Origin of the sequence: Morganella sp. EGD-HP17 (assembly GCF_000512315.2) — a bacterium.
GTDB lineage: Bacteria > Pseudomonadota > Gammaproteobacteria > Enterobacterales > Enterobacteriaceae > Morganella > Morganella morganii.
Genome location: NZ_AZRH01000019.1, coordinates 45,596 through 64,875 on the forward strand (window position 1 = coordinate 45,596; position 19,280 = coordinate 64,875).

The 19,280-nt window shown below is 47.2% G+C and carries 37 protein-coding genes; 5 read left to right on the plus strand and 32 right to left on the minus strand.

Features of this window, described 5'->3' with window-relative positions; genetic code table 11:
- Nucleotide 1: 1 nt before the first annotated feature.
- From X965_RS16880 to mscL, 5 genes are all read left to right on the plus strand, one after another.
- Entirely contained in the window at nt 2-322 is a 321-nt protein-coding gene (locus X965_RS16880) for a hypothetical protein (protein ID WP_036419117.1), read from the plus strand.
- A complete protein-coding gene (locus X965_RS16885) occupies nt 319-1,005 on the plus strand; it encodes a hypothetical protein (protein ID WP_036419119.1) in 687 nt (228 codons plus the stop codon). The genes X965_RS16880 and X965_RS16885 overlap by 4 nt, the downstream gene beginning before the upstream one ends.
- Nucleotides 1,006-1,007: 2 nt before the next feature.
- Nucleotides 1,008-1,274 carry a hypothetical protein gene (locus X965_RS16890; RefSeq protein ID WP_004239782.1) on the plus strand — a complete coding sequence of 89 codons (267 nt, stop codon included), beginning with the start codon at nt 1,008-1,010 and terminating at the stop codon, nt 1,272-1,274.
- A gap of 112 nt (nt 1,275-1,386) precedes the next feature.
- Nucleotides 1,387-2,853, plus strand: coding sequence for a hypothetical protein (locus tag X965_RS19815; protein WP_036419122.1), 1,467 nt, complete (start codon nt 1,387-1,389; stop codon nt 2,851-2,853).
- A gap of 245 nt (nt 2,854-3,098) precedes the next feature.
- Nucleotides 3,099-3,506 carry a large-conductance mechanosensitive channel protein MscL gene (gene mscL / locus X965_RS16900; protein ID WP_004242253.1) on the plus strand — a complete coding sequence of 136 codons (408 nt, stop codon included), beginning with the start codon at nt 3,099-3,101 and terminating at the stop codon, nt 3,504-3,506.
- Between the two features lie 4 nt (nt 3,507-3,510).
- On the opposite strand, the gene X965_RS16905 is transcribed toward mscL, so the two are convergent.
- The 32 genes from X965_RS16905 to bfd all read right to left on the minus strand — a co-directional run bounded on the left by X965_RS16905 (nt 3,511) and on the right by bfd (nt 19,141).
- A complete protein-coding gene (locus X965_RS16905) occupies nt 3,511-3,711 on the minus strand; it encodes an alternative ribosome-rescue factor A (RefSeq protein ID WP_015422329.1) in 201 nt (66 codons plus the stop codon).
- Between the two features lie 7 nt (nt 3,712-3,718).
- Nucleotides 3,719-4,168 (minus strand): Zn(2+)-responsive transcriptional regulator, encoded by a 450-nt coding sequence (gene zntR, locus X965_RS16910; protein ID WP_004238607.1) that lies wholly within the window; start codon nt 4,166-4,168, stop codon nt 3,719-3,721.
- Between the two features lie 163 nt (nt 4,169-4,331).
- Nucleotides 4,332-4,718, minus strand: coding sequence for a 50S ribosomal protein L17 (rplQ, locus tag X965_RS16915; RefSeq protein WP_015422330.1), 387 nt, complete (start codon nt 4,716-4,718; stop codon nt 4,332-4,334).
- 37 nt (nt 4,719-4,755) lie between these two features.
- Nucleotides 4,756-5,745 (minus strand): DNA-directed RNA polymerase subunit alpha, encoded by a 990-nt coding sequence (gene rpoA, locus X965_RS16920; protein ID WP_004238609.1) that lies wholly within the window; start codon nt 5,743-5,745, stop codon nt 4,756-4,758.
- Between the two features lie 25 nt (nt 5,746-5,770).
- Nucleotides 5,771-6,391, minus strand: a complete 621-nt coding sequence (gene rpsD, locus X965_RS16925) for a 30S ribosomal protein S4 (RefSeq protein ID WP_015422331.1) — start codon at nt 6,389-6,391, stop codon at nt 5,771-5,773.
- A gap of 37 nt (nt 6,392-6,428) precedes the next feature.
- Nucleotides 6,429-6,818, minus strand: a complete 390-nt coding sequence (rpsK, locus tag X965_RS16930) for a 30S ribosomal protein S11 (RefSeq protein ID WP_003863312.1) — start codon at nt 6,816-6,818, stop codon at nt 6,429-6,431.
- 15 nt (nt 6,819-6,833) lie between these two features.
- Complete coding sequence (gene rpsM, locus X965_RS16935; RefSeq protein WP_004242250.1) at nt 6,834-7,190, minus strand: 30S ribosomal protein S13; 357 nt, start codon at nt 7,188-7,190, stop codon at nt 6,834-6,836.
- 145 nt (nt 7,191-7,335) lie between these two features.
- Nucleotides 7,336-7,452 (minus strand): 50S ribosomal protein L36, encoded by a 117-nt coding sequence (gene rpmJ / locus X965_RS19115; protein WP_015422332.1) that lies wholly within the window; start codon nt 7,450-7,452, stop codon nt 7,336-7,338.
- Nucleotides 7,453-7,485: 33 nt separating this feature from the next.
- Nucleotides 7,486-8,817: a preprotein translocase subunit SecY gene (gene secY / locus X965_RS16940; RefSeq protein WP_004238612.1), complete on the minus strand. Its 1,332-nt coding sequence runs from the start codon at nt 8,815-8,817 to the stop codon at nt 7,486-7,488.
- Between the two features lie 7 nt (nt 8,818-8,824).
- Nucleotides 8,825-9,259, minus strand: a complete 435-nt coding sequence (rplO, locus tag X965_RS16945; RefSeq protein ID WP_004242249.1) for a 50S ribosomal protein L15 — start codon at nt 9,257-9,259, stop codon at nt 8,825-8,827.
- 3 nt (nt 9,260-9,262) lie between these two features.
- A complete protein-coding gene (rpmD, locus tag X965_RS16950; protein ID WP_004238614.1) occupies nt 9,263-9,442 on the minus strand; it encodes a 50S ribosomal protein L30 in 180 nt (59 codons plus the stop codon).
- A 6-nt stretch (nt 9,443-9,448) separates the two neighbouring features.
- Nucleotides 9,449-9,949: a 30S ribosomal protein S5 gene (gene rpsE / locus X965_RS16955; RefSeq protein ID WP_004238615.1), complete on the minus strand. Its 501-nt coding sequence runs from the start codon at nt 9,947-9,949 to the stop codon at nt 9,449-9,451.
- Nucleotides 9,950-9,963: 14 nt separating this feature from the next.
- Nucleotides 9,964-10,317, minus strand: a complete 354-nt coding sequence (rplR, locus tag X965_RS16960; RefSeq protein ID WP_004238616.1) for a 50S ribosomal protein L18 — start codon at nt 10,315-10,317, stop codon at nt 9,964-9,966.
- 9 nt (nt 10,318-10,326) lie between these two features.
- Entirely contained in the window at nt 10,327-10,860 is a 534-nt protein-coding gene (gene rplF, locus X965_RS16965; RefSeq protein WP_004238617.1) for a 50S ribosomal protein L6, read from the minus strand.
- A gap of 14 nt (nt 10,861-10,874) precedes the next feature.
- Nucleotides 10,875-11,267 carry a 30S ribosomal protein S8 gene (gene rpsH / locus X965_RS16970; protein WP_004242248.1) on the minus strand — a complete coding sequence of 131 codons (393 nt, stop codon included), beginning with the start codon at nt 11,265-11,267 and terminating at the stop codon, nt 10,875-10,877.
- Nucleotides 11,268-11,301: 34 nt separating this feature from the next.
- Nucleotides 11,302-11,607 (minus strand): 30S ribosomal protein S14, encoded by a 306-nt coding sequence (gene rpsN, locus X965_RS16975; protein WP_004238619.1) that lies wholly within the window; start codon nt 11,605-11,607, stop codon nt 11,302-11,304.
- A 12-nt stretch (nt 11,608-11,619) separates the two neighbouring features.
- On the minus strand, nt 11,620-12,159 hold the full coding sequence (rplE, locus tag X965_RS16980; RefSeq protein WP_004238621.1) for a 50S ribosomal protein L5: 540 nt from the start codon (nt 12,157-12,159) through the stop codon (nt 11,620-11,622).
- 15 nt (nt 12,160-12,174) lie between these two features.
- Complete coding sequence (gene rplX / locus X965_RS16985; RefSeq protein WP_004238623.1) at nt 12,175-12,489, minus strand: 50S ribosomal protein L24; 315 nt, start codon at nt 12,487-12,489, stop codon at nt 12,175-12,177.
- Between the two features lie 11 nt (nt 12,490-12,500).
- The gene (rplN, locus tag X965_RS16990) at nt 12,501-12,872 is read right to left on the minus strand and encodes a 50S ribosomal protein L14 (protein ID WP_015422333.1); all 372 of its coding nucleotides are present in this window, start codon (nt 12,870-12,872) and stop codon (nt 12,501-12,503) included.
- Between the two features lie 174 nt (nt 12,873-13,046).
- Complete coding sequence (rpsQ, locus tag X965_RS16995) at nt 13,047-13,301, minus strand: 30S ribosomal protein S17 (RefSeq protein WP_015422334.1); 255 nt, start codon at nt 13,299-13,301, stop codon at nt 13,047-13,049.
- On the minus strand, nt 13,301-13,492 hold the full coding sequence (rpmC, locus tag X965_RS17000; protein WP_004238624.1) for a 50S ribosomal protein L29: 192 nt from the start codon (nt 13,490-13,492) through the stop codon (nt 13,301-13,303). Before rpmC ends, rpsQ begins: the two co-directional genes overlap by 1 nt.
- Nucleotides 13,492-13,902: a 50S ribosomal protein L16 gene (gene rplP / locus X965_RS17005; protein ID WP_004238625.1), complete on the minus strand. Its 411-nt coding sequence runs from the start codon at nt 13,900-13,902 to the stop codon at nt 13,492-13,494. The genes rpmC and rplP overlap by 1 nt, the downstream gene beginning before the upstream one ends.
- A gap of 14 nt (nt 13,903-13,916) precedes the next feature.
- Nucleotides 13,917-14,618 (minus strand): 30S ribosomal protein S3, encoded by a 702-nt coding sequence (rpsC, locus tag X965_RS17010; protein ID WP_004238626.1) that lies wholly within the window; start codon nt 14,616-14,618, stop codon nt 13,917-13,919.
- A gap of 16 nt (nt 14,619-14,634) precedes the next feature.
- A complete protein-coding gene (gene rplV / locus X965_RS17015; protein WP_004238627.1) occupies nt 14,635-14,967 on the minus strand; it encodes a 50S ribosomal protein L22 in 333 nt (110 codons plus the stop codon).
- A gap of 14 nt (nt 14,968-14,981) precedes the next feature.
- Entirely contained in the window at nt 14,982-15,260 is a 279-nt protein-coding gene (gene rpsS, locus X965_RS17020; protein WP_015422335.1) for a 30S ribosomal protein S19, read from the minus strand.
- Between the two features lie 14 nt (nt 15,261-15,274).
- On the minus strand, nt 15,275-16,099 hold the full coding sequence (rplB, locus tag X965_RS17025) for a 50S ribosomal protein L2 (RefSeq protein WP_004238630.1): 825 nt from the start codon (nt 16,097-16,099) through the stop codon (nt 15,275-15,277).
- A gap of 19 nt (nt 16,100-16,118) precedes the next feature.
- Complete coding sequence (rplW, locus tag X965_RS17030; RefSeq protein ID WP_004238631.1) at nt 16,119-16,421, minus strand: 50S ribosomal protein L23; 303 nt, start codon at nt 16,419-16,421, stop codon at nt 16,119-16,121.
- Entirely contained in the window at nt 16,418-17,023 is a 606-nt protein-coding gene (rplD, locus tag X965_RS17035; protein WP_015422336.1) for a 50S ribosomal protein L4, read from the minus strand. The genes rplW and rplD overlap by 4 nt, the downstream gene beginning before the upstream one ends.
- Before the next feature lie 16 nt (nt 17,024-17,039).
- On the minus strand, nt 17,040-17,669 hold the full coding sequence (rplC, locus tag X965_RS17040) for a 50S ribosomal protein L3 (RefSeq protein ID WP_004238634.1): 630 nt from the start codon (nt 17,667-17,669) through the stop codon (nt 17,040-17,042).
- A gap of 31 nt (nt 17,670-17,700) precedes the next feature.
- Complete coding sequence (rpsJ, locus tag X965_RS17045; protein ID WP_001181005.1) at nt 17,701-18,012, minus strand: 30S ribosomal protein S10; 312 nt, start codon at nt 18,010-18,012, stop codon at nt 17,701-17,703.
- A gap of 338 nt (nt 18,013-18,350) precedes the next feature.
- Nucleotides 18,351-18,833 carry a bacterioferritin gene (gene bfr, locus X965_RS17050; protein ID WP_004238635.1) on the minus strand — a complete coding sequence of 161 codons (483 nt, stop codon included), beginning with the start codon at nt 18,831-18,833 and terminating at the stop codon, nt 18,351-18,353.
- Nucleotides 18,834-18,949: 116 nt separating this feature from the next.
- Nucleotides 18,950-19,141, minus strand: a complete 192-nt coding sequence (gene bfd / locus X965_RS17055) for a bacterioferritin-associated ferredoxin (protein ID WP_004238636.1) — start codon at nt 19,139-19,141, stop codon at nt 18,950-18,952.
- Between the last annotated feature and the right edge of the window lie 139 nt (nt 19,142-19,280).

The window sequence follows — 19,280 nt, forward strand, 5'->3', positions numbered from 1 at the left end:
TATGGCTCATGGGATTATTGTATATGATGAACATGGTAATAAAATATTAGATTCCGGCAAAAGACTTGGAAGATTCGTCGGGTGGCATGATGTTAATCCCGCACCTGTCGGTCAGTTTAAATACAGCTGGGATCACCGGAATCTGTTACCGATGGGGGAAATTATTGTCTGGGTTAATCCGAGCTTTTGGTTCAATCATAACGGCTGGTGCGACTGCCGGGTTGAAAATGGCGTAATTGTTTTTGAAGGTAATTTAAAGCGAAACGATGAGCAGAGAGCCAGGGAAACTTATATGCGCATATTATATGGTGTGAAATCATGACGCACGGTTTTATATGTTTTGGTGACACCGGCCGGATGCAAATTGACGGCACTAATATAGCATTAGGGCTAATCAGAAAGCAGTCGTTTAATTGTCCGAAAGTGCAGGATGCAGGACAGGGAACCATTAAAGAGGTTTATTTCCCGACCAAAGTCCACCCAAACACACAAATGATCGCAGCCAGATCATCATTTTGGGTCAGAATAGGTGGGCAGGCGTTTGATAATACGAATAACAATGCTTTTGTCTCTATGCCTTTTCGCGACGGCTCCGGCGGAAATATAGAAATATGGGAGTTTGGTAACGCACCTGTTAAGGTGCGTAATCAAAAAATAGGAATTGTTGTAATAAACCCGGTAACCAATCAGGTGGTATATAATACTAACTGGGGTGTTGCAAATATACTGCATGTACAGCGGCTAAAACTATGGCCTGATACAATGTGGTCTATGACAATGCCTAATAATGGTAATAACTGTGCAGTTGTATTTGGCGGCGGCGCTCAGAAAAGAACAGATTATGAAGAATTTATGGAATTCGAGTCTTATTTCTGGCGAATGAATGGCTCTAAACTGGAGGTGCGTTTATTGGTTGATACGTATTCCAGACCACATGCGTCACAATCTTTTGAGTCATGTGATATACCGCTATATATAATGATAATAGATACAACGGGGATATAAGAATGAATATATTAAAATTAATCACATTAACTGCAATAACCACGCTGACAGCCTGCAGCCATAACGTATACACCAAACCAGTGGATTGCACCGGGCATATGTTTGAGGGGCTGGATAACCGGCATTACTCAGCTAAGCTGACAAAATATGCACCGGACAGTAAACGGTTTTTCAGCACAGGAGATCCTGTTCTGGGGTTACATGGTTGGATCCGTATGGATGCATTTGACAAAATTACATGTGTTAAAGGCAAGGGTACAGAGGACTGATTATTGGCGTTACCTGTCGCTTACTTCGACCAGCAAAACTAAAATCAAAATAAGTAATTCCCTCAACAACCGCTCCGGCGGTTTTTTTTCGTCTGAAATTTAAGGAAACCCCATGATTTACACAGACGGCACTATAGCCATTAATGCCGGCTCACCGATTGTGACCGGCACCGGTACGCAGTGGAAAAAGAACATTCACGGTGTGGCACCCGGCCAGCTTATCAGCATTGAGAACGGCACAGCGCCTGTCAGTATGATGATCCGAGCGGTAAACAGTGATACCGAACTGGTGTTGTCATTCAATGCCCCGGTAACGCTCAGCGGCGCGAAATACTCTATCGCCACCACGGTACCGGATACCATTTCGGATGCGGCCCGCACCATGTCAGCGAACCAGGGCTATATCGTGTATTTTCTCCAGGCAATGCAGCAGTGGATGACAGACACCGGCCAGGTGGAAATTGAGTTGCCGAACGGGCAGAAGGTGACGCTGGATAGTATTAAGGCGCTGAATGACGCTATCGGTAAAATACCGAAAGTGGTTCAGGGTACCGGTGATTCAAAAACGGATGTTATCAGCCAGGACGGAACGGTTAAAGCAATCAACGCAGCAAAACCAGGTGACGCCACAACTGCAACAAAAGGGATTGTGCAACTGACCGGAACCGTCGGGGAATCGATGGTTAATGTCATGCACCAGAAGGCGGTCAAAGACTGGATTGCTTACTATTTGTTTGGGCAAACAGATAACTCTGTCGTTAATGGTTTGTATGCGCCGGATAAAAAATCATGGATCGGCATAAAGAATGGCGGGATATTTTACTGCAACACAACAGATACTCAGTTATTCAGTTTTCAGGACGGAAGATTAAAACTCTATAACACAATGGACTGTGTATCACGCGCAGAAATTGCATCGCCGAATAATAATTTCAAAGCGGGACTCTATGCTTATGATGATGGTCGTCTGTTACTCAGTGCGTTAAGAACGGGTGACGGGGGCTGGTCTAACATCACAATCCCTAAAAATGGCGGCGAAATGATGACGACGGGCAACTACTATGTTGACGGTAGCGGTTATGTCAAAAAATCATCCCCGATTATCCAGATTCACCCGGACGGCAACTACGATACCAATGACGAATCCGAGGGCGCAGAAGTCCGCCGTACCGGCACCGGCCAGTACCACATTACCGGTATACTCGGTTATAACTCAGATGGTGCATGGGGTGTAAACGGTGGCATCTCAGTACCGAAAGATAACAACGGCCTTGAGCTGGTTTATGTCGATGACCGCGTACAGGAAGACGGCAGTATTATCATCGAAACCTGTCACCGTCAGCATGCACACTTACCGGAACGTTTCCAGAACTGGCGGCTGAAAGACGTCACCCCGGAAGGTGAGCGCATTTTCTATCAGGACGGTGAACTGTGCGACCTGCCGGAATCAACCCGCCTCGATGTGCGTGTGGAAATGCCGCAGGGCTCTGTGTGGAATGTTAAGCGGCGTGGACTGGCGGAGCAGATGGAGAGCGAGGCTCAGGAAGCAGCGGAACAGGCCGGAGACTCAGAGGAATAAAACAAAGCCGCACTGGTGGGTGTACGGTGCGGCTATTTCGTGTTATACAGTGAGTCATGGTGCGTATTGGTGCATAGTTTATTTGTACATGTACGTGTTCATGAATCCGTTTTTTGATCTTTTATTTAATGGTAACCCATTGATAGTTAATGATTTATTGCATTTTAATTCCATTCTGATAGTAAATACTATTGATTTATACTTGAGAATGACAACTTGTTAACATTTTGGGTAAGGAAAAGGGTATGAGCTTCATAAAAGAGTTTCGTGAATTTGCGATGCGCGGCAATGTCGTTGATATGGCTGTCGGTATCATTATCGGTGCGGCATTCGGCAAAATTGTGTCCTCATTAGTTGCTGATGTCATCATGCCACCACTCGGTTTACTGATCGGCGGGATCGACTTCAAACAGTTTGCCGTTGTACTGCGGGAAGCCAGCGGAGATGTGCCTGCTGTTGTACTGAATTATGGTGTATTCCTGCAAACCGTCTTTGATTTCGTTATCGTTGCGTTTGCTATCTTCATTGCCATCAAAATGCTGAATAAATTACGCCGCGAACAGGCTGAAGCACCTGCGGAGCCGCCGGCACCGTCAGCAGAAGAAACATTACTGACTGAAATCCGTGATTTATTAAAAGAACAAAAGAAATAATAAACTAAAAGGCCAGTAGTAAAAGATTATCTAATCGTTTACTACTGGCCTCCCGGTAATCTGCCTTGTTGTGTTTTTCTTTCCGGTTGTAACTCCCTTTACCTTTCTTATTTTTTTCTACTCTCTGCCGGAACAACGGATCGGATAGCAGTGCTTCCAGGGCGTTATCTTGTATTACGCCACGCTTGTGAGCATATTTTGTCATAGTAACCTCATTGATTATGTTTACTCTCTTTTTGTGAACAGCCACAGGGCTCAGTCGCACCTTGTTCCAGGATCTCCAGAATGGTGCATTGTGAACTGACATGTGCCGTTCCGCAACAGGCATCACTCAGCATCTTCAGAGAATCCCGCATTCGCTGCATTTCGACTAACTTCGTTTCCACATCTTTCAGCCGATCATCCACAATTTGCTTTGATTCACGGCAGGTGTGATGTTCAGGATCAACCCGGATCGATAACAGTTCCGTGATCGCTTCCAGTGTAAACCCTAATTGTTTTGCATACCGGATAAAACGCAGCCGGTGCAGATCCTGCTCAGTATACAAACGATAGCCGCCATCCGTCCGGGTCTGATGATCCATCATGCCCTGTTTTTCATAAAAACGGATCGTATCCGGTGTCACTTCTGCAAGTTTTGCTAACTGACCAATTCGGTACATCGGCAACCTCCTGACATCATCTGGCCTGAAGCCATCATATCAGAATAGTAAAATGTTGTATGTCGTTGGCAGAGATATGGGGCTGAGGAAAGTAACTTCAAGGGCAGGATTAACAGAAATAAAAAAACCGGGTAAAAACCCGGTTTTTTTACGCAGTAACAGATTACTCTGCTGCTGCTTCAGTCTGGGATTCAGCGCGGTCAACAAGCTCAATGTAAGCCATTGGAGCATTGTCACCAGCACGGAAACCACATTTCAGAATGCGGGTGTAACCACCTGCACGCTGAGCGAAACGTGGTCCCAGCTCGTTGAACAGTTTTGCCACGATTTCGTTATCACGAGTACGGGCGAATGCTAAACGACGGTTAGCAACGCTATCCGTTTTAGCCAGGGTAATCAACGGCTCAACAACGCGACGCAGTTCTTTTGCCTTAGGCAAAGTCGTCTTGATAATTTCGTGACGAACTAAAGAACCGGCCATGTTACGAAACATAGCTTGGCGATGGCTGCTGTTGCGGTTCAATTGACGACCACTCATACGATGGCGCATGACCTTATCCTTCTCAGTAAAACCTTAACCTGTGATCTTATTCGTCAGCAATACTTGCCGGCGGCCAATTTTCCAGACGCATGCCCAGAGATAAGCCGCGAGATGCCAGAACGTCCTTAATTTCAGTAAGAGATTTCTTACCGAGGTTAGGTGTTTTGAGCAACTCAACTTCTGTACGCTGTACCAGATCACCGATGTAGTGGATTGCTTCTGCCTTGAGACAGTTAGCAGAGCGGACAGTCAATTCGAGATCGTCTACTGGGCGCAGTAAAATCGGATCGAATTCTGGTTTTTCTTCTTTCACTTCCGGCTGACGAACATCACGTAAGTCAACGAAAGCTTCCAGTTGTTCGGCCAGAATGGTTGCCGCACGACGAATTGATTCTTCTGGATCAATCGTGCCGTTGGTTTCCATTTCGATAACCAATTTATCCAAGTCGGTACGCTGCTCAACACGTGCTGCTTCAACATTGTAAGCAATACGCTCAACTGGGCTGTAGCACGCGTCTACTAACAGACGACCGATTGGGCGCTCATCTTCTTCCGAATGAATTCGGGCAGAAGCTGGAACATAACCACGACCACGCTGAACTTTGATGCGCATATTAATAGATGCGCCTTCGTCAGTGAGATGGCAAATTACATGCTCCGGCTTGACGATTTCAACATCACCGTCATGGATGATGTCGGCTGCAGTCACAGGGCCAATGCCAGATTTATTCAGAGTTAAGATGACTTCATCTTTTCCCTGAAGTTTTACCGCCAGCCCTTTCAGGTTGAGCAGAATTTCCAGGATATCTTCCTGTACACCTTCTTTAGTGCTGTACTCATGGAGTACACCATCAATCTCAACCTCAGTTACCGCACAACCCGGCATAGACGAAAGCAGAATACGGCGCAGTGCGTTACCCAGAGTATGGCCAAAGCCACGCTCTAATGGTTCAAGGGTCACCTTGGCGTGCGTCGAACTGATTTGCTCGATATCAACCAGGCGCGGTTTAAGAAACTCTGTCACAGAACCCTGCATTGTGTCCTCTCTTTGGTGCTAAGCCTTACTTAGAGTAAAGCTCGACGATCAGGTGCTCGTTAATATCAGCAGAAAGGTCAGTACGCTCAGGAATACGTTTGAACACACCTTCCATTTTCGCAGCATCAACTTCCAACCAAGTTGGTTTTTCACGCTGCTCAGCCAGCTCTAAAGCAGCCTTAATACGAGACTGTTTTTTCGCTTTTTCACGAATGCTGATTACGTCGTTAGGGGAAACCTGATAAGAAGCAATGTTTACAACACGGCCATTTACCATGACAGCTTTGTGGCTGACGATCTGACGTGCTTCTGCGCGGGTAGCGCCAAAGCCCATACGATAAATAACGTTGTCTAAACGACCTTCCAGCAGAGACAGCAGGTTTTCACCTGTGTTGCCTTTCAGACGAGTTGCTTCTTTATAGTAGTTACGGAACTGACGTTCCAGCACGCCGTACATACGACGAACTTTTTGTTTTTCACGTAACTGAACACCATAATCAGACAGACGCGGTTTACGGGCGCCGTGCTGGCCTGGTGCTTGATCTAATTTACACTTGGTGTCAATCGCGCGAACACCAGACTTCAGGAAGAGGTCTGTTCCTTCGCGACGGCTCAGCTTGAGCTTCGGACCCAAATATCTAGCCATTTTCTTTCTCCAACTATCCTAAAAAACGTGAGGGCGATTAGACGCGACGTTTTTTCGGAGGACGACAACCGTTATGAGGGATCGGAGTCACATCAGTAATGTTAGTGATGCGGAAACCAGCCGCGTTTAATGCGCGAACGGTTGACTCACGGCCAGGACCAGGTCCTTTAACCATAACTTCCAGATTCTTAATACCGTACTCTTTCACAGCCTCTGCGCAACGTTCTGCTGCAACCTGTGCTGCGAATGGAGTTGATTTACGAGAACCACGGAAACCGGAACCACCGGCAGTTGCCCAACCTAATGCGTTACCCTGACGGTCAGTAATGGTAACGATTGTGTTGTTGAAAGAAGCATGGATATGAGCCACACCGTCAGAGACTTGTTTTCTTACACGCTTACGTGCACGAACAGGTGCTTTTGCCATTATAAGATTCCCCGATTATTTCTTGATCGGCTTACGCGGACCCTTACGGGTACGTGCGTTAGTCTTCGTACGCTGACCGCGTACCGGAAGACCACGACGATGGCGTAAACCACGATAGCAACCAATGTCCATAAGACGTTTGATGCTGAGGGTCACTTCACGGCGCAGGTCACCTTCTACAACGTATTTAGCAACTTCGTCACGCAGTTGGTCGATTTGCTCTTCAGACAGCTCACTGATCTTAACATCTTCAGCAATACCCGTTGCTTTACAGATAGCCTGTGAACGGGTTAAGCCGATGCCGAAAATTGCAGTTAATGCAATAACAGCATGTTTATGATCAGGAATGTTAATGCCTGCTATACGGGCCACTATGCACTCCTAAAAATTTTGGGGTAATACTGATCTGAAAAGCCCGTTTTCAGGATACTCAAACAGTAGAACCACGTTTAATAAAAAGATTGGCTGGCTAATTTAGCCAGCTCAATCCAACTTTGCAAGAAAAATATGCTTTTTATTAGCCTTGACGCTGTTTATGCTTAGGCTCAGCACTGCAAATCACGCGCACGACACCGTGACGCTTAACGATTTTGCAGTTACGGCATAATTTCTTGACGGAAGCACGAACTTTCATTTTTACTCTCCGTAACTTCTAAAGCAAACCGAATTAACGGTTATAACCTTTGAGGTTTGCTTTTTTCAATGCAGACTCGTACTGACTTGACATCATCAGAGTTTGCACTTGAGCCATAAAGTCCATGATGACCACAACCACGATTAAGAGGGAAGTACCACCAAAGTAGAAAGGTACTTTCATTGCGTCACGCATGAACTCCGGGATTAGGCAGATAAAGGTAATATATAACGCGCCAACTAAAGTTAAACGAGTCATTACTTTATCGATGTACTTGGCCGTTTGCTCTCCCGGACGAATTCCTGGTACAAATGCACCGGACTTCTTCAGGTTATCTGCTGTTTCTCTTGGATTAAATACCAGTGCGGTATAGAAGAAACAGAAGAATATGATTGCAGAGGCATAAAGTAACACATAGAGCGGCTGGCCTGGCTGCAGATACATAGAAATTGTCGTCAGCCAATCCCAGCCAGTACCATCACCGAACCAAGATGCAATTGTACCAGGGAACAGGATAATACTGGAAGCGAAAATCGCAGGAATTACACCCGCCATATTCACTTTCAACGGTAAGTGTGTACTTTGTGCCGCGTAAACACGGCGGCCTTGCTGACGTTTGGCATAGTTAACGACGATACGACGTTGACCACGCTCCATAAAGACAACAAAGCAAGTAACCGCAAATACCAAGACTGCAACCAATAGCAACAGGAGGAAGTGCAGTTCGCCTTGACGAGCTTGCTCAATGGTATGGCCAATTGCTGACGGAAGACCCGCAACAATACCGGCGAAGATGATGATCGAAATACCGTTACCGATACCGCGTTCAGTAATCTGCTCACCCAGCCACATCAGGAACATAGTCCCTGTCACCAAACTCACAACAGCCGTGAAGTAGAACGCAAAGCCCGGGTTAATAACCAGACCCTGCATACCAGGCATATTCGGTAAGCCCATCGCGATACCAACAGACTGGAACACCGCGAGGACTAACGTACTATACCGGGTGTACTGGCTAATCTTACGACGACCAGCTTCCCCTTCTTTCTTAATCTCCGCCAGGCGCGGGTTCACCACGCTCAGCAGCTGGATAATAATCGATGCCGAAATGTACGGCATGATACCCAGCGCAAAGATTGAAGCACGACTCAACGCACCACCAGAGAACATGTTAAACATCTCAATGATGGTGCCTTGTTGTTGTTCGAGCAATTTCGCAAGAACAGTGGCATCAATACCAGGGATAGGAATGAAAGAGCCAATACGGAAAACAATCAGTGCGCCGAGCACAAACAGTAAACGACGCTTTAACTCACCTATTCCGCCTTTAGCACTTTGGAAATCTGTACCTGGTTGCTTTGCCATCTGTTACTTATTCCTCGATTTTACCGCCAGCAGCTTCGATAACAGCACGAGCGCCTTTAGTAACACGCAGGCCGCGTACAGTAACTGCACGAGTCAGTTCACCAGACAGGAACACTTTCGCGTACTCAATCTGTGGACCAATAACGTTTGCGGCTTTCAATACATTAAGATCGATAACATCGCCTTCGATCAGCTGAAGATCAGATAAACGGATCTCAGCAGTGACCATCGCTTTACGTGAAGTAAAGCCGAATTTTGGCAGACGACGATATAAAGGCATCTGGCCACCTTCAAACCCACGACGTACGCCACCGCCAGAACGAGAGCTCTGACCTTTGTGACCACGACCTGCGGTTTTACCGAGACCGGAACCAATACCACGACCTACACGTTTTGGTGCGTGTTTAGCACCTGCTGCCGGAGACAGAGTATTTAATTGCATCTGTTACTCCTCAACTTTAACCATATAGGAAATACGATTAACCATACCACGGACCGCTGGTGTATCTTCGCGCTCTACAGTGTGGCCAATATGACGCAGACCTAAACCGACCAGAGTTGCCTTGTGTTTTGGCAGACGGCCGATTGAGCTGCGGGTTTGTGTAATTTTAATTGTCTTAGCCATGGTCCATTACCCCAGAATTTCTTCGACGGATTTACCACGCTTAGCTGCAACCATTTCCGGAGACTTCATGCTGTCTAAAGCATCCAGTGTTGCACGAACAACGTTAATTGGGTTCGTGGAACCATAAGTTTTAGCCAGGACGTTACGAACACCGGCAACTTCAAGAACAGCACGCATTGCACCACCGGCAATAATACCGGTACCTTCGTGAGCAGGCTGCATAAACACGCGGGAACCGGTGTGTGTGCCTTTCACTGGGTGGAATAATGTGCCGTTGTTAAGTGCAACGGTTTTCATGTTGCGACGGGCTTTTTCCATCGCTTTCTGGATTGCTGCCGGAACTTCGCGTGCTTTGCCGTAACCAAAACCAACGCGGCCGTTGCCATCACCCACTACAGTCAGTGCGGTGAAGCTAAAGATACGACCACCTTTAACGGTTTTAGATACGCGGTTTACCGCGATCAGCTTTTCCTGCAGTTCGCCAGCCTGTTTTTCGATGTGTGCCATCTTACACCTCTACCTTAGAACTGTAGGCCAGCTTCACGGGCAGCATCTGCCAGTGCCTGGACTCGACCATGATATTGGAAACCTGAACGGTCAAAGGATACTGCTTTGATTCCTTTTTCCAGTGCGCGCTCAGCAATAGCTTTACCTACTGCGATTGCGGCATCTTTGTTTCCGGTGTATTTAACTTGTTCGCTGATAGCTTTTTCAACAGTAGAAGCGGCCACCAACGTTTCAGAACCGTTTGGTGCAATAACCTGCGCATAGATATGGCGAGGGGTACGATGTACCACCAGGCGAGTTGCACCCAGTTCCATAAGCTTGCGGCGTGCGCGGGTCGCACGACGGATACGAGCTGCTTTCTTATCCATAGTGTTACCTTACTTCTTCTTAGCCTCTTTAATACGCACGACTTCGTCGGCGTAGCGAATACCTTTACCTTTGTAAGGTTCAGGGCGACGATAGGCGCGTAAGTCTGCTGCGATCTGACCAATAACCTGCTTATCAGCACCTTTCAGTACGATTTCAGTTTGGGTCGGACATTCAGCAGTAACGCCAGCCGGCAGTTTGTGCTCTACCGGGTGAGAGAAACCTACAGACAGGTTTACCACATCACCTTTAACGGCTGCACGATAACCAACACCTACCAGTTGCAGCTTCTTAGAGAAGCCTTCGGTAACACCAACAACCATAGCGTTAACCAGTGCACGAGTTGTACCAGCCTGTGCCCATGCGTCGGTATAACCGTCACGCGGACCAAAGGTTAACTGGTTGTCTGCATGTTTAACTTCTACAGCGTTGTGGATATTACGGCTCAGCTCGCCGTTTTTACCCTTAATCGAAATAACCTGACCGTTGAGTTTTACCTCTACGCCGGCAGGAATGACGACGGGTGCTTTTGCCACACGAGACATTCTTTCCTCCCGAATTATGCTACGTAGCAGAGAATCTCGCCACCAAGACCAGCCTGGCGAGCTGCACGATCAGTCATTACACCTTTAGATGTAGAAACAACTGCGATACCCAGACCTGCCATAACTTGTGGCAGTTCGTCTTTGCGCTTATAAATACGCAGACTTGGGCGGCTTACGCGCTGGATGCTTTCTACAACAGCCTTACCCTGGAAATACTTAAGAGTCAGTTCCAGTTCTGGCTTGATGTCGCCTTCGATTTTAAAATCTTCAATATAACCTTCTTCCTTCAGCACGTTGGCAATTGCCACTTTCAGCTTGGAGGAAGGCATGGTGACCGCAACTTTGTTCGCGGCCTGACCGTTACGGATACGGGTCAGCATATCCGCGATGGGATCTTGCATGCTCATCTGTCTTTACTCCCGTGATTCAATATGGTGACAATTACCAGCTAGCTTTCTTAAGGCCCGGGATTTCACCGCGCATAGCGGCTTCACGGACTTTAATACGGCTTAAGCCAAACTTCCGCAGAAAACCGTGTGGACGCCCGGTTTGGCGGCAACGGTTACGCTGACGGGAAGGACTGGAATCACGTGGCAGAGATTGAAGCTTCAGAACAGCATCCCAACGATCGTCATCTGATGCGTTGACATCGGAGATGGTAGCTTTCAGTTCTGCGCGTTTTGCGAAGAATTTCTCAGCTAATTTTGCACGTTTTACATCACGTGCTTTCATAGATTTCTTAGCCATGAATACCCTGCCTTACTTGCGAAACGGGAAGTTAAACGCTGATAACAGTGCGCGACCTTCATCATCAGATTTCGCGGTGGTAGTGATAGTAATATCAAGACCACGAACACGATCCACTTTATCGTAATCGATTTCAGGGAAGATGATTTGTTCACGTACGCCCATGCTGTAGTTACCGCGACCATCGAAAGACTTAGCGGACAAGCCACGGAAGTCACGAATACGTGGTACAGCAATAGAAATCAGTCGCTCAAAGAACTCCCACATGCGTTCGCCACGCAGAGTTACTTTACAGCCGATTGGATAGCCCTGGCGGATTTTGAAGCCTGCAACAGATTTGCGTGCTTTGGTGATCAATGGTTTCTGACCAGAGATTGCTGCTAAGTCAGCTGCTGCGTTATCCAGCAGTTTTTTATCAGCAATTGCTTCACCAACACCCATATTCAGGGTGATCTTCTCGACCCGAGGGACTTGCATGACAGAATTGTAGTTAAACTGAGTCATCAGTTGTTTAACTACTTCGTCTTTGTAGTAATCATGCAGTTTCGCCATCGTATACTCCAAAAATTACTTGATAGTTTCGCTGTTAGACTTGAAGAAACGGACTTTTTTGCCGTCTTCGAATCTAAAACCTACACGGTCAGCCTTGCCGGTTGCCGCATTGAAGATTGCAACGTTAGAAACCTGAATTGCAGCTTCTTTTTCAACGATGCCACCTGGTTGGTTCAGGGCCGGAACCGGCTTCTGATGTTTCTTAACCAGATTGATACCTTCAACGATAACTTTACCAGAAGAAAGAACCTGTTTTACTTTACCGCGCTTACCTTTATCTTTGCCGGTCAGCACGATAATTTCGTCATCACGACGGATTTTCGCTGCCATAGTTCCGCTCCTTAGAGTACTTCAGGTGCCAGTGAGATAATTTTCATAAACTTCTCGTTACGAAGTTCACGAGTTACCGGCCCAAAAATACGCGTACCGATAACTTGCTCGCTGTTATTGTTTAACAATACACAAGCGTTGCTATCGAAGCGAATGACAGAACCGTCAGGGCGACGTACACCCTTCTTGGTGCGCACCACTACTGCCTTCAGAACATCACCTTTTTTTACTTTACCGCGCGGAATTGCTTCCTTGATGGTAATTTTGATAATGTCGCCTACAGCTGCGTAGCGACGGTGCGAGCCACCTAGAACCTTGATACACATTACGCGACGTGCACCGGAGTTATCGGCCACGTTCAGCATAGTCTGTTCTTGGATCATTTTAGTGCTCCGCTAAATGTCAACTACTACTGAGCCACTCTTACTAAAAAGAGAGGCCGTCCAAATACCCAATTACGAGGGCGCGGCATTATAACACCACATCTTCGTTATGGATAGAAAAAAATAAACGGCTCTAAAGCCGAGCCGTTTATTCTACATCAGAAAGCAGTGCTGTTACAGTACAGCTTTCTCTACGACGCGAACCAGGGTCCAGGACTTAGTCTTAGACAGTGGACGGGTTTCGCGGATTTCTACCACGTCACCGATACCACATTCATTGTTCTCGTCATGTACGTGCAGTTTAGTCGTACGACGGATGAACTTACCATACAGAGGGTGTTTCACCATACGCTCGATAGTCACAACAATGGATTTCTCCATTTTGTCACTAACAACACGACCTTGCAGAGTACGGATTTTATCGGTCATTACGCACCCGCCTTCTCAGTCAATAAAGTCTTAACACGTGCAATATTACGACGCACTTGTTTTAACAGATGAGACTGTTGTAACTGGCCGCTTGCCGCTTGCATACGCAGGTTAAATTGTTCGCGCAGCAGGTTCAGCAGCTCAGTGTTCAGCTCTTCAACGCTTTTTTCGCGCAGCTCTTTCGCTTTCATTACATCACCGTCTTAGTTACAAAGGTGGTTTTGATAGGCAGTTTAGCTGCTGCCAGCTTGAATGCTTCACGAGCAAGCTCTTCCGATACGCCGTCCATTTCATACAGGACTTTACCCGGCTGGATTAAGGCAACCCAATACTCCACGTTACCTTTACCTTTACCCATACGCACTTCAAGAGGCTTTTCAGTGATAGGTTTGTCCGGGAACACACGGATCCAGATTTTACCCTGACGCTTAACTGCACGGGTCATAGCACGACGTGCTGCTTCGATCTGACGTGCAGTCAGACGACCACGGCCAACAGCTTTCAGACCATAAGTGCCGAAGCTCACATCCGCGCCGGCTGCCAGACCGCGGTTACGGCCTTTGTGCACTTTACGGAATTTTGTACGCTTTGGTTGTAACATTCAGCGACTCTCCTTTACTTACGGCCTTTACGCTGCTGTTTTTTAGGTTGAGCAGCCGGTTTTTCCGCCTGTTCAACTGCAGCCATGCCACCCAGAATCTCACCTTTGAAGATCCACACTTTAACACCGATAACACCATAAGTAGTCTGAGCTTCAGAGGTGTTATAATCGATGTCTGCACGCAGGGTATGCAGAGGCACACGGCCTTCACGATACCACTCAGTACGTGCGATTTCAGCACCGCCTAAACGGCCGCTGACTTCGACTTTGATACCTTTAGCGCCTAAACGCATAGCATTCTGTACCGCACGCTTCATAGCACGACGGAACATAACGCGACGTTCCAGCTGTGAAGTGATGCTGTCAGCAACTAATTTTGCGTCCAGTTCAGGTTTACGTACTTCGGCAATATTGATCTGCGCAGGAACGCCAGCGATATCTGAAACGCTTTTGCGCAGTTTTTCAACGTCTTCACCTTTCTTACCGATCACGATGCCAGGGCGTGCAGTGTGAATAGTCACACGGATGCTCTTAGCAGGGCGCTCGATAACGATGCGGGATACTGACGCTTTTTCCAGTTCTTTAGTTAAGTACTTACGTACTTTAAAGTCGCTGTCCAGGTTGTCAGCGAATTCTTTGGTGTTCGCAAACCAGGTAGAGTTCCAAGGTTTAACAATACCCAGGCGAATACCATTTGGATTTACTTTCTGACCCATTGCTAGTCTCCAGGTATCAGCGATCGGACACAACCACAGTGATGTGGCTGGTGCGCTTAAGAATACGATCTGCACGACCTTTAGCACGAGGCATGATGCGCTTCATGGTTGGGCCGTCGTCAACGAAAATTTTCGCTACTTTCAGATCATCGATGTCAGCGCCATCGTTGTGTTCTGCGTTAGCAATAGCAGACTCCAGAACTTTCTTCACTAAACCAGCAGCTTTCTTGTTGGTAAAGGTTAAAATTTCCAGAGCTTGCGACACTTTCTTACCGCGGATCAGGTCAGCCACCAGGCGAACCTTCTGAGCAGAAGAACGAGCGTGGCGATGCATAGCAATAGTTTCCATCTCTTCCTCCTACCTTATTTCTTTTTGGCTTTTTTATCAGCCGCATGGCCGCGATAAGTACGGGTCGGCGCGAATTCACCCAGTTTGTGACCAACCATTTCGTCGGTAACGTAAACCGGAACATGCTGACGACCATTATGGACAGCGATGGTCAAACCGATCATGTTAGGAAAGATCGTTGAACGACGGGACCAAGTCTTAACAGGCTTTTTGTCACCGCTTTCCACCGCTTTCTCTACCTTCTTCAGCAAGTGCAGGTCAATAAAAGGACCTTTCTTGAGAGAACGTGGCATGGCTTATCCTCTAATTATTTCTTAGTACGACGATGAACGATGAAGTGTTCAGTGCGTTTGTTTTTACGAGTCTTCTTACCTTTGGTCTGAACGCCCCATGGTGTTACAGGGTGTTTACCAAAGTTACGACCTTCACCACCACCATGTGGGTGGTCTACCGGGTTCATCGCAGTACCGCGAACGGTAGGGCGAATACCACGCCAGCGACTTGCACCAGCTTTACCCAGAACGCGCAGCATGTGTTCAGCGTTACCCACTTCACCTAAAGTCGCGCGGCAATCTGAAGGAACTTTACGCATTTCACCGGAACGCAGACGAATAGTGACATAAGCACCATCGCGCGCAACGATCTGAACGTAAGTACCGGCAGAACGTGCCAGCTGGCCGCCTTTACCTGGTTTCATTTCTACGTTATGAACAGTAGAACCAACCGGGATGTTGCGCATTGGCAGAGCGTTACCCGCTTTGATTGCAGCATCAACACCAGACTGGATTTGATCACCAGCTTTCAGGCCTTTAGGAGCCAGGATGTAACGGCGTTCACCGTCTTTGTATAATACCAGAGCAATATTTGCTGAACGGTTTGGATCATATTCCAGACGTTCTACAACAGCCGGGATACCGTCTTTGTTACGTTTAAAGTCAACAATACGGTAATTTTGCTTGTGACCACCACCAATATGACGGGTAGTGATACGGCCATTGTTGTTACGACCACCAGACTTGTTGTTTTTCTCAAGCAGTGGTGCGTAAGGTTTGCCCTTGTGAAGCTCAGGGTTAACCACTTTAACGACGTGGCGACGGCCCGGAGACGTAGGTTTACATTTAACAATTGCCATTGTTCTTTACTCCTCCGACTTACTCAGCGCCGCCGACGAAGTCCAGATTCTGGCCTTCCTGCAGGGTGACGTAAGCTTTTTTCCAGTCGCTACGACGACCGAAACGCTGACCGTGGCGCTTCACTTTGCCTTTAACCAGCAGAGTGTTAACACCTTCAACTTTGACTTCGAACAGTTTTTCAACTGCAGCTTTGATTTCAGCTTTAGTCGCGTCTTTAGCAACTTTGAGCACGATGGTATTTGTTTTTTCCATCGCGGTAGACGCTTTTTCAGATACATGCGGCGCGCGCAGTACTTTCAGCAGACGTTCTTCACGGATCATGCCAGCATCTCCTCAACTTGCTTAACTGCTTCAGCAGTCATCACTACTTTACCGAACGCGATCAGACTGACCGGATCGATTGCAGTGACATCACGCACATCAACCTTGTACAGGTTGCGAGCTGCTAAGAACAGGTTCTCATCAACTTCGTGTGTGACGATCATCACGTCTTCCAGAGCCATATCTTTCAATTTCTGTACCAGCAGCTTGGTTTTAGGTGCTTCTACAGCAAATTTTTCGACAATGATCAGACGATCCTGACGTACCAATTCGGACAGGATGCTTTTCAGCGCGCCGCGGTACATCTTTTTGTTAACTTTTTGACTGTGGTCCTGTGGTTTCGCTGCGAAAGTGATACCACCAGAGCGCCAGATTGGGCTCTTGATTGAACCAGAGCGGGCACGACCAGTACCTTTTTGGCGCCATGGTTTTTTACCAGACCCAGTAACTTCAGCACGAGTTTTCTGAGCACGTGTACCTTGACGAGCACCAGCTGCATACGCAACAACTACTTGATGGACAAGCGCTTCATTGAAATCACGCCCGAAGGTAGTTTCGGAAACAGTCAGCGCGCTTTGCGCGTCTTTCATTACCAATTCCATTCCTATCTCCTCGACGTTAAGCCTTGACAGCTGGTTTAACAATCAGGTTGCTACCGGTTGCACCCGGGACAGCACCTTTTACCAGCAGCAGGTTACGCTCAGCGTCAACGCGAACGACATCCAGGCTCTGAACGGTTACACGTTCGTTACCCAGCTGACCTGCCATTTTCTTGCCTTTAAATACCTTACCCGGAGTCTGGTTCTGACCGATAGAACCCGGAACACGGTGAGACAAGGAGTTACCATGAGTAGCATCCTGAGTACGGAAATTCCAGCGCTTTACAGTACCGGCGAAGCCCTTACCTTTAGATGTACCAGTAACGTCAACTTTCTTAACGTCAGCGAAAATTTCAACGCTGATGTTCTGGCCAACAGTAAACTCTTCACCTTCTGACAGGCGGAATTCACGTAACAGGCGACCAGCTTCAACACCAGCTTTTGCGAAATGTCCTGCTTCAGGTTTGTTCACGCGGTTAGCTTTTTTGCTGCCGGTGGTAACCTGAATAGCACGATAACCGTCAGTTTCGTCAGATTTAACCTGAGTAACGCGGTTATTTTCGATTTCGATAACAGTAACAGGGATTGACACACCTTCTTCAGTGAAGATGCGGGTCATACCCACTTTTTTACCGACTAAACCAATCATTGTTTCAACCTCTCAATCAATTGATACCTGATTAACCCAGGCTGATCTGCACGTCAACGCCGGCAGCCAGATCCAGACGCATCAGAGCATCAACGGTTTTTTCAGTTGGCTCAACGATGTCAACCAGACGTTTGTGAGTGCGAATTTCGTACTGATCGCGCGCATCTTTGTTGACGTGCGGAGAGATCAGAACGGTAAAACGCTCTTTACGGGTCGGCAGCGGAATAGGACCACGAACTTGCGCACCAGTGCGCTTAGCAGTCTCTACGATTTCCGCAGTTGATTGATCGATCAGACGATGATCAAAAGCTTTAAGGCGGATACGGATTCTTTGGTTCTGCATGAGACCAGAGCTCCAACTATTTTATAAACGTAAAAAATTACTCCTCGCACCCATTTCGATTGACGGGGGAGTGTAATCGTTCTCGATGTAATCCCCATATCGGGGATATTTTCATGAACAGCTAAAAAACATACTGTCCAATGCTGGTATCAACCAGGCTTGCACAATTGGCAAGCCCGCGCATTATACGTGAATGAGCCCTGAAAGCAAGCCGCAAACCGGGATTTGTGCAAATTATCTCCGGCGCCATGACAAAAAATCAAAAAAGAAAAACCGCCGCGGGTTTCCCTGCCGGCGGTTCTGCACATTGCTTACTTTAGTGATTATTTCTCTGTTTTTTATTCTGTGTCTGCGTCCGCCATCTGTGCCTGCTGATAGTTCTGCAGACCCACACGGGCTATCAGATCCAGCTGGGTTTCCAGCCAGTCGATATGAGACTCCTCTTCCGCCAGTATTTTTATCATCAAATCACGGCTGACATAATCATGTTTGGAATCGGCATAGGCAATGGCTTCACGTAAATCTTTGGCGCCATCCAGTTCCAGCTGAAGATCAGACTTCAGCATTTCTTCAACATCTTCGCCGATATGAAGTTTACCGAGATCCTGAAGGTTCGGGATCCCTTCCAGAAATAAGATACGCTCAATGTATTCATCAGCGTGTTTCATCTCATCAATGGATTCTTCATACTCTTTGTTGTTGAGTTTAATCAGACCCCAGTTTTTGAACATGCGGGCATGCAGAAAATACTGGTTAATAGCAACCAGTTCATTTCCCAGCAATTTGTTCAGATGCGAGATCATTTTTTTATCGCCTTTCATGTACCCTCCTTTGTTTCCTGTCTGTTCAGTATAGACACAGGAAATAATTCACGGAGTGATTACGGTGACAAAATAGCGATACAGTTCAAAATTCCGGCGGGTTTCAGAGAGAAGATTCAGGCGACGCGGTCAACCGGGACAGACATATGCTCTTCTGCAATAACGGCTTTGGCGTGGCGGATACATTTGCCGCATTCAGTGCCGACAGGGATAATTTTACGCAGTTCACCGATGGAATGAACCTTATTCTGGCGCACGGCATTCCGGATGGCTTTATCGCTGATGGCATTACATAAACATACGTACATATCATTCCTCCTGACTGCGGTAAAGAGTAAATGATAATCAGTATTATTACAATTGCGATTGTGTAAATTTTGTCAGCAGTTGCCGGAAAGCAGGCATAAAAAAAGAGAGCCGCAGCTCTCTTTTTAATAATCAGCGGGG

Bases quoted from the DNA above. Each gene is read 5' to 3' on its own strand.
- X965_RS16880 (WP_036419117.1), top strand. From the start codon at position 2: ATGGCTCATGGGATTATTGTATATGATGAACATGGTAATAAAATATTA.
- X965_RS16885 (WP_036419119.1), top strand. From the start codon at position 319: ATGACGCACGGTTTTATATGTTTTGGTGACACCGGCCGGATGCAAATT.
- X965_RS16890 (WP_004239782.1), top strand. From the start codon at position 1,008: ATGAATATATTAAAATTAATCACATTAACTGCAATAACCACGCTGACA.
- X965_RS19815 (WP_036419122.1), top strand. From the start codon at position 1,387: ATGATTTACACAGACGGCACTATAGCCATTAATGCCGGCTCACCGATT.
- mscL (WP_004242253.1), top strand. From the start codon at position 3,099: ATGAGCTTCATAAAAGAGTTTCGTGAATTTGCGATGCGCGGCAATGTC.
- X965_RS16905 (WP_015422329.1), bottom strand. From the start codon at position 3,711: ATGACAAAATATGCTCACAAGCGTGGCGTAATACAAGATAACGCCCTG.
- zntR (WP_004238607.1), bottom strand. From the start codon at position 4,168: ATGTACCGAATTGGTCAGTTAGCAAAACTTGCAGAAGTGACACCGGAT.
- rplQ (WP_015422330.1), bottom strand. From the start codon at position 4,718: ATGCGCCATCGTATGAGTGGTCGTCAATTGAACCGCAACAGCAGCCAT.
- rpoA (WP_004238609.1), bottom strand. From the start codon at position 5,745: ATGCAGGGTTCTGTGACAGAGTTTCTTAAACCGCGCCTGGTTGATATC.
- rpsD (WP_015422331.1), bottom strand. From the start codon at position 6,391: ATGGCTAGATATTTGGGTCCGAAGCTCAAGCTGAGCCGTCGCGAAGGA.
- rpsK (WP_003863312.1), bottom strand. From the start codon at position 6,818: ATGGCAAAAGCACCTGTTCGTGCACGTAAGCGTGTAAGAAAACAAGTC.
- rpmJ (WP_015422332.1), bottom strand. From the start codon at position 7,452: ATGAAAGTTCGTGCTTCCGTCAAGAAATTATGCCGTAACTGCAAAATC.
- secY (WP_004238612.1), bottom strand. From the start codon at position 8,817: ATGGCAAAGCAACCAGGTACAGATTTCCAAAGTGCTAAAGGCGGAATA.
- rplO (WP_004242249.1), bottom strand. From the start codon at position 9,259: ATGCAATTAAATACTCTGTCTCCGGCAGCAGGTGCTAAACACGCACCA.
- rpmD (WP_004238614.1), bottom strand. From the start codon at position 9,442: ATGGCTAAGACAATTAAAATTACACAAACCCGCAGCTCAATCGGCCGT.
- rpsE (WP_004238615.1), bottom strand. From the start codon at position 9,949: ATGGCACACATCGAAAAACAGGCTGGCGAACTGCAGGAAAAGCTGATC.
- rplR (WP_004238616.1), bottom strand. From the start codon at position 10,317: ATGGATAAGAAAGCAGCTCGTATCCGTCGTGCGACCCGCGCACGCCGC.
- rplF (WP_004238617.1), bottom strand. From the start codon at position 10,860: ATGTCTCGTGTGGCAAAAGCACCCGTCGTCATTCCTGCCGGCGTAGAG.
- rpsH (WP_004242248.1), bottom strand. From the start codon at position 11,267: ATGAGCATGCAAGATCCCATCGCGGATATGCTGACCCGTATCCGTAAC.
- rpsN (WP_004238619.1), bottom strand. From the start codon at position 11,607: ATGGCTAAGAAATCTATGAAAGCACGTGATGTAAAACGTGCAAAATTA.
- rplE (WP_004238621.1), bottom strand. From the start codon at position 12,159: ATGGCGAAACTGCATGATTACTACAAAGACGAAGTAGTTAAACAACTG.
- rplX (WP_004238623.1), bottom strand. From the start codon at position 12,489: ATGGCAGCGAAAATCCGTCGTGATGACGAAATTATCGTGCTGACCGGC.
- rplN (WP_015422333.1), bottom strand. From the start codon at position 12,872: ATGATCCAAGAACAGACTATGCTGAACGTGGCCGATAACTCCGGTGCA.
- rpsQ (WP_015422334.1), bottom strand. From the start codon at position 13,301: ATGACCGATAAAATCCGTACTCTGCAAGGTCGTGTTGTTAGTGACAAA.
- rpmC (WP_004238624.1), bottom strand. From the start codon at position 13,492: ATGAAAGCGAAAGAGCTGCGCGAAAAAAGCGTTGAAGAGCTGAACACT.
- rplP (WP_004238625.1), bottom strand. From the start codon at position 13,902: ATGTTACAACCAAAGCGTACAAAATTCCGTAAAGTGCACAAAGGCCGT.
- rpsC (WP_004238626.1), bottom strand. From the start codon at position 14,618: ATGGGTCAGAAAGTAAATCCAAATGGTATTCGCCTGGGTATTGTTAAA.
- rplV (WP_004238627.1), bottom strand. From the start codon at position 14,967: ATGGAAACTATTGCTATGCATCGCCACGCTCGTTCTTCTGCTCAGAAG.
- rpsS (WP_015422335.1), bottom strand. From the start codon at position 15,260: ATGCCACGTTCTCTCAAGAAAGGTCCTTTTATTGACCTGCACTTGCTG.
- rplB (WP_004238630.1), bottom strand. From the start codon at position 16,099: ATGGCAATTGTTAAATGTAAACCTACGTCTCCGGGCCGTCGCCACGTC.
- rplW (WP_004238631.1), bottom strand. From the start codon at position 16,421: ATGATCCGTGAAGAACGTCTGCTGAAAGTACTGCGCGCGCCGCATGTA.
- rplD (WP_015422336.1), bottom strand. From the start codon at position 17,023: ATGGAATTGGTAATGAAAGACGCGCAAAGCGCGCTGACTGTTTCCGAA.
- rplC (WP_004238634.1), bottom strand. From the start codon at position 17,669: ATGATTGGTTTAGTCGGTAAAAAAGTGGGTATGACCCGCATCTTCACT.
- rpsJ (WP_001181005.1), bottom strand. From the start codon at position 18,012: ATGCAGAACCAAAGAATCCGTATCCGCCTTAAAGCTTTTGATCATCGT.
- bfr (WP_004238635.1), bottom strand. From the start codon at position 18,833: ATGAAAGGCGATAAAAAAATGATCTCGCATCTGAACAAATTGCTGGGA.
- bfd (WP_004238636.1), bottom strand. From the start codon at position 19,141: ATGTACGTATGTTTATGTAATGCCATCAGCGATAAAGCCATCCGGAAT.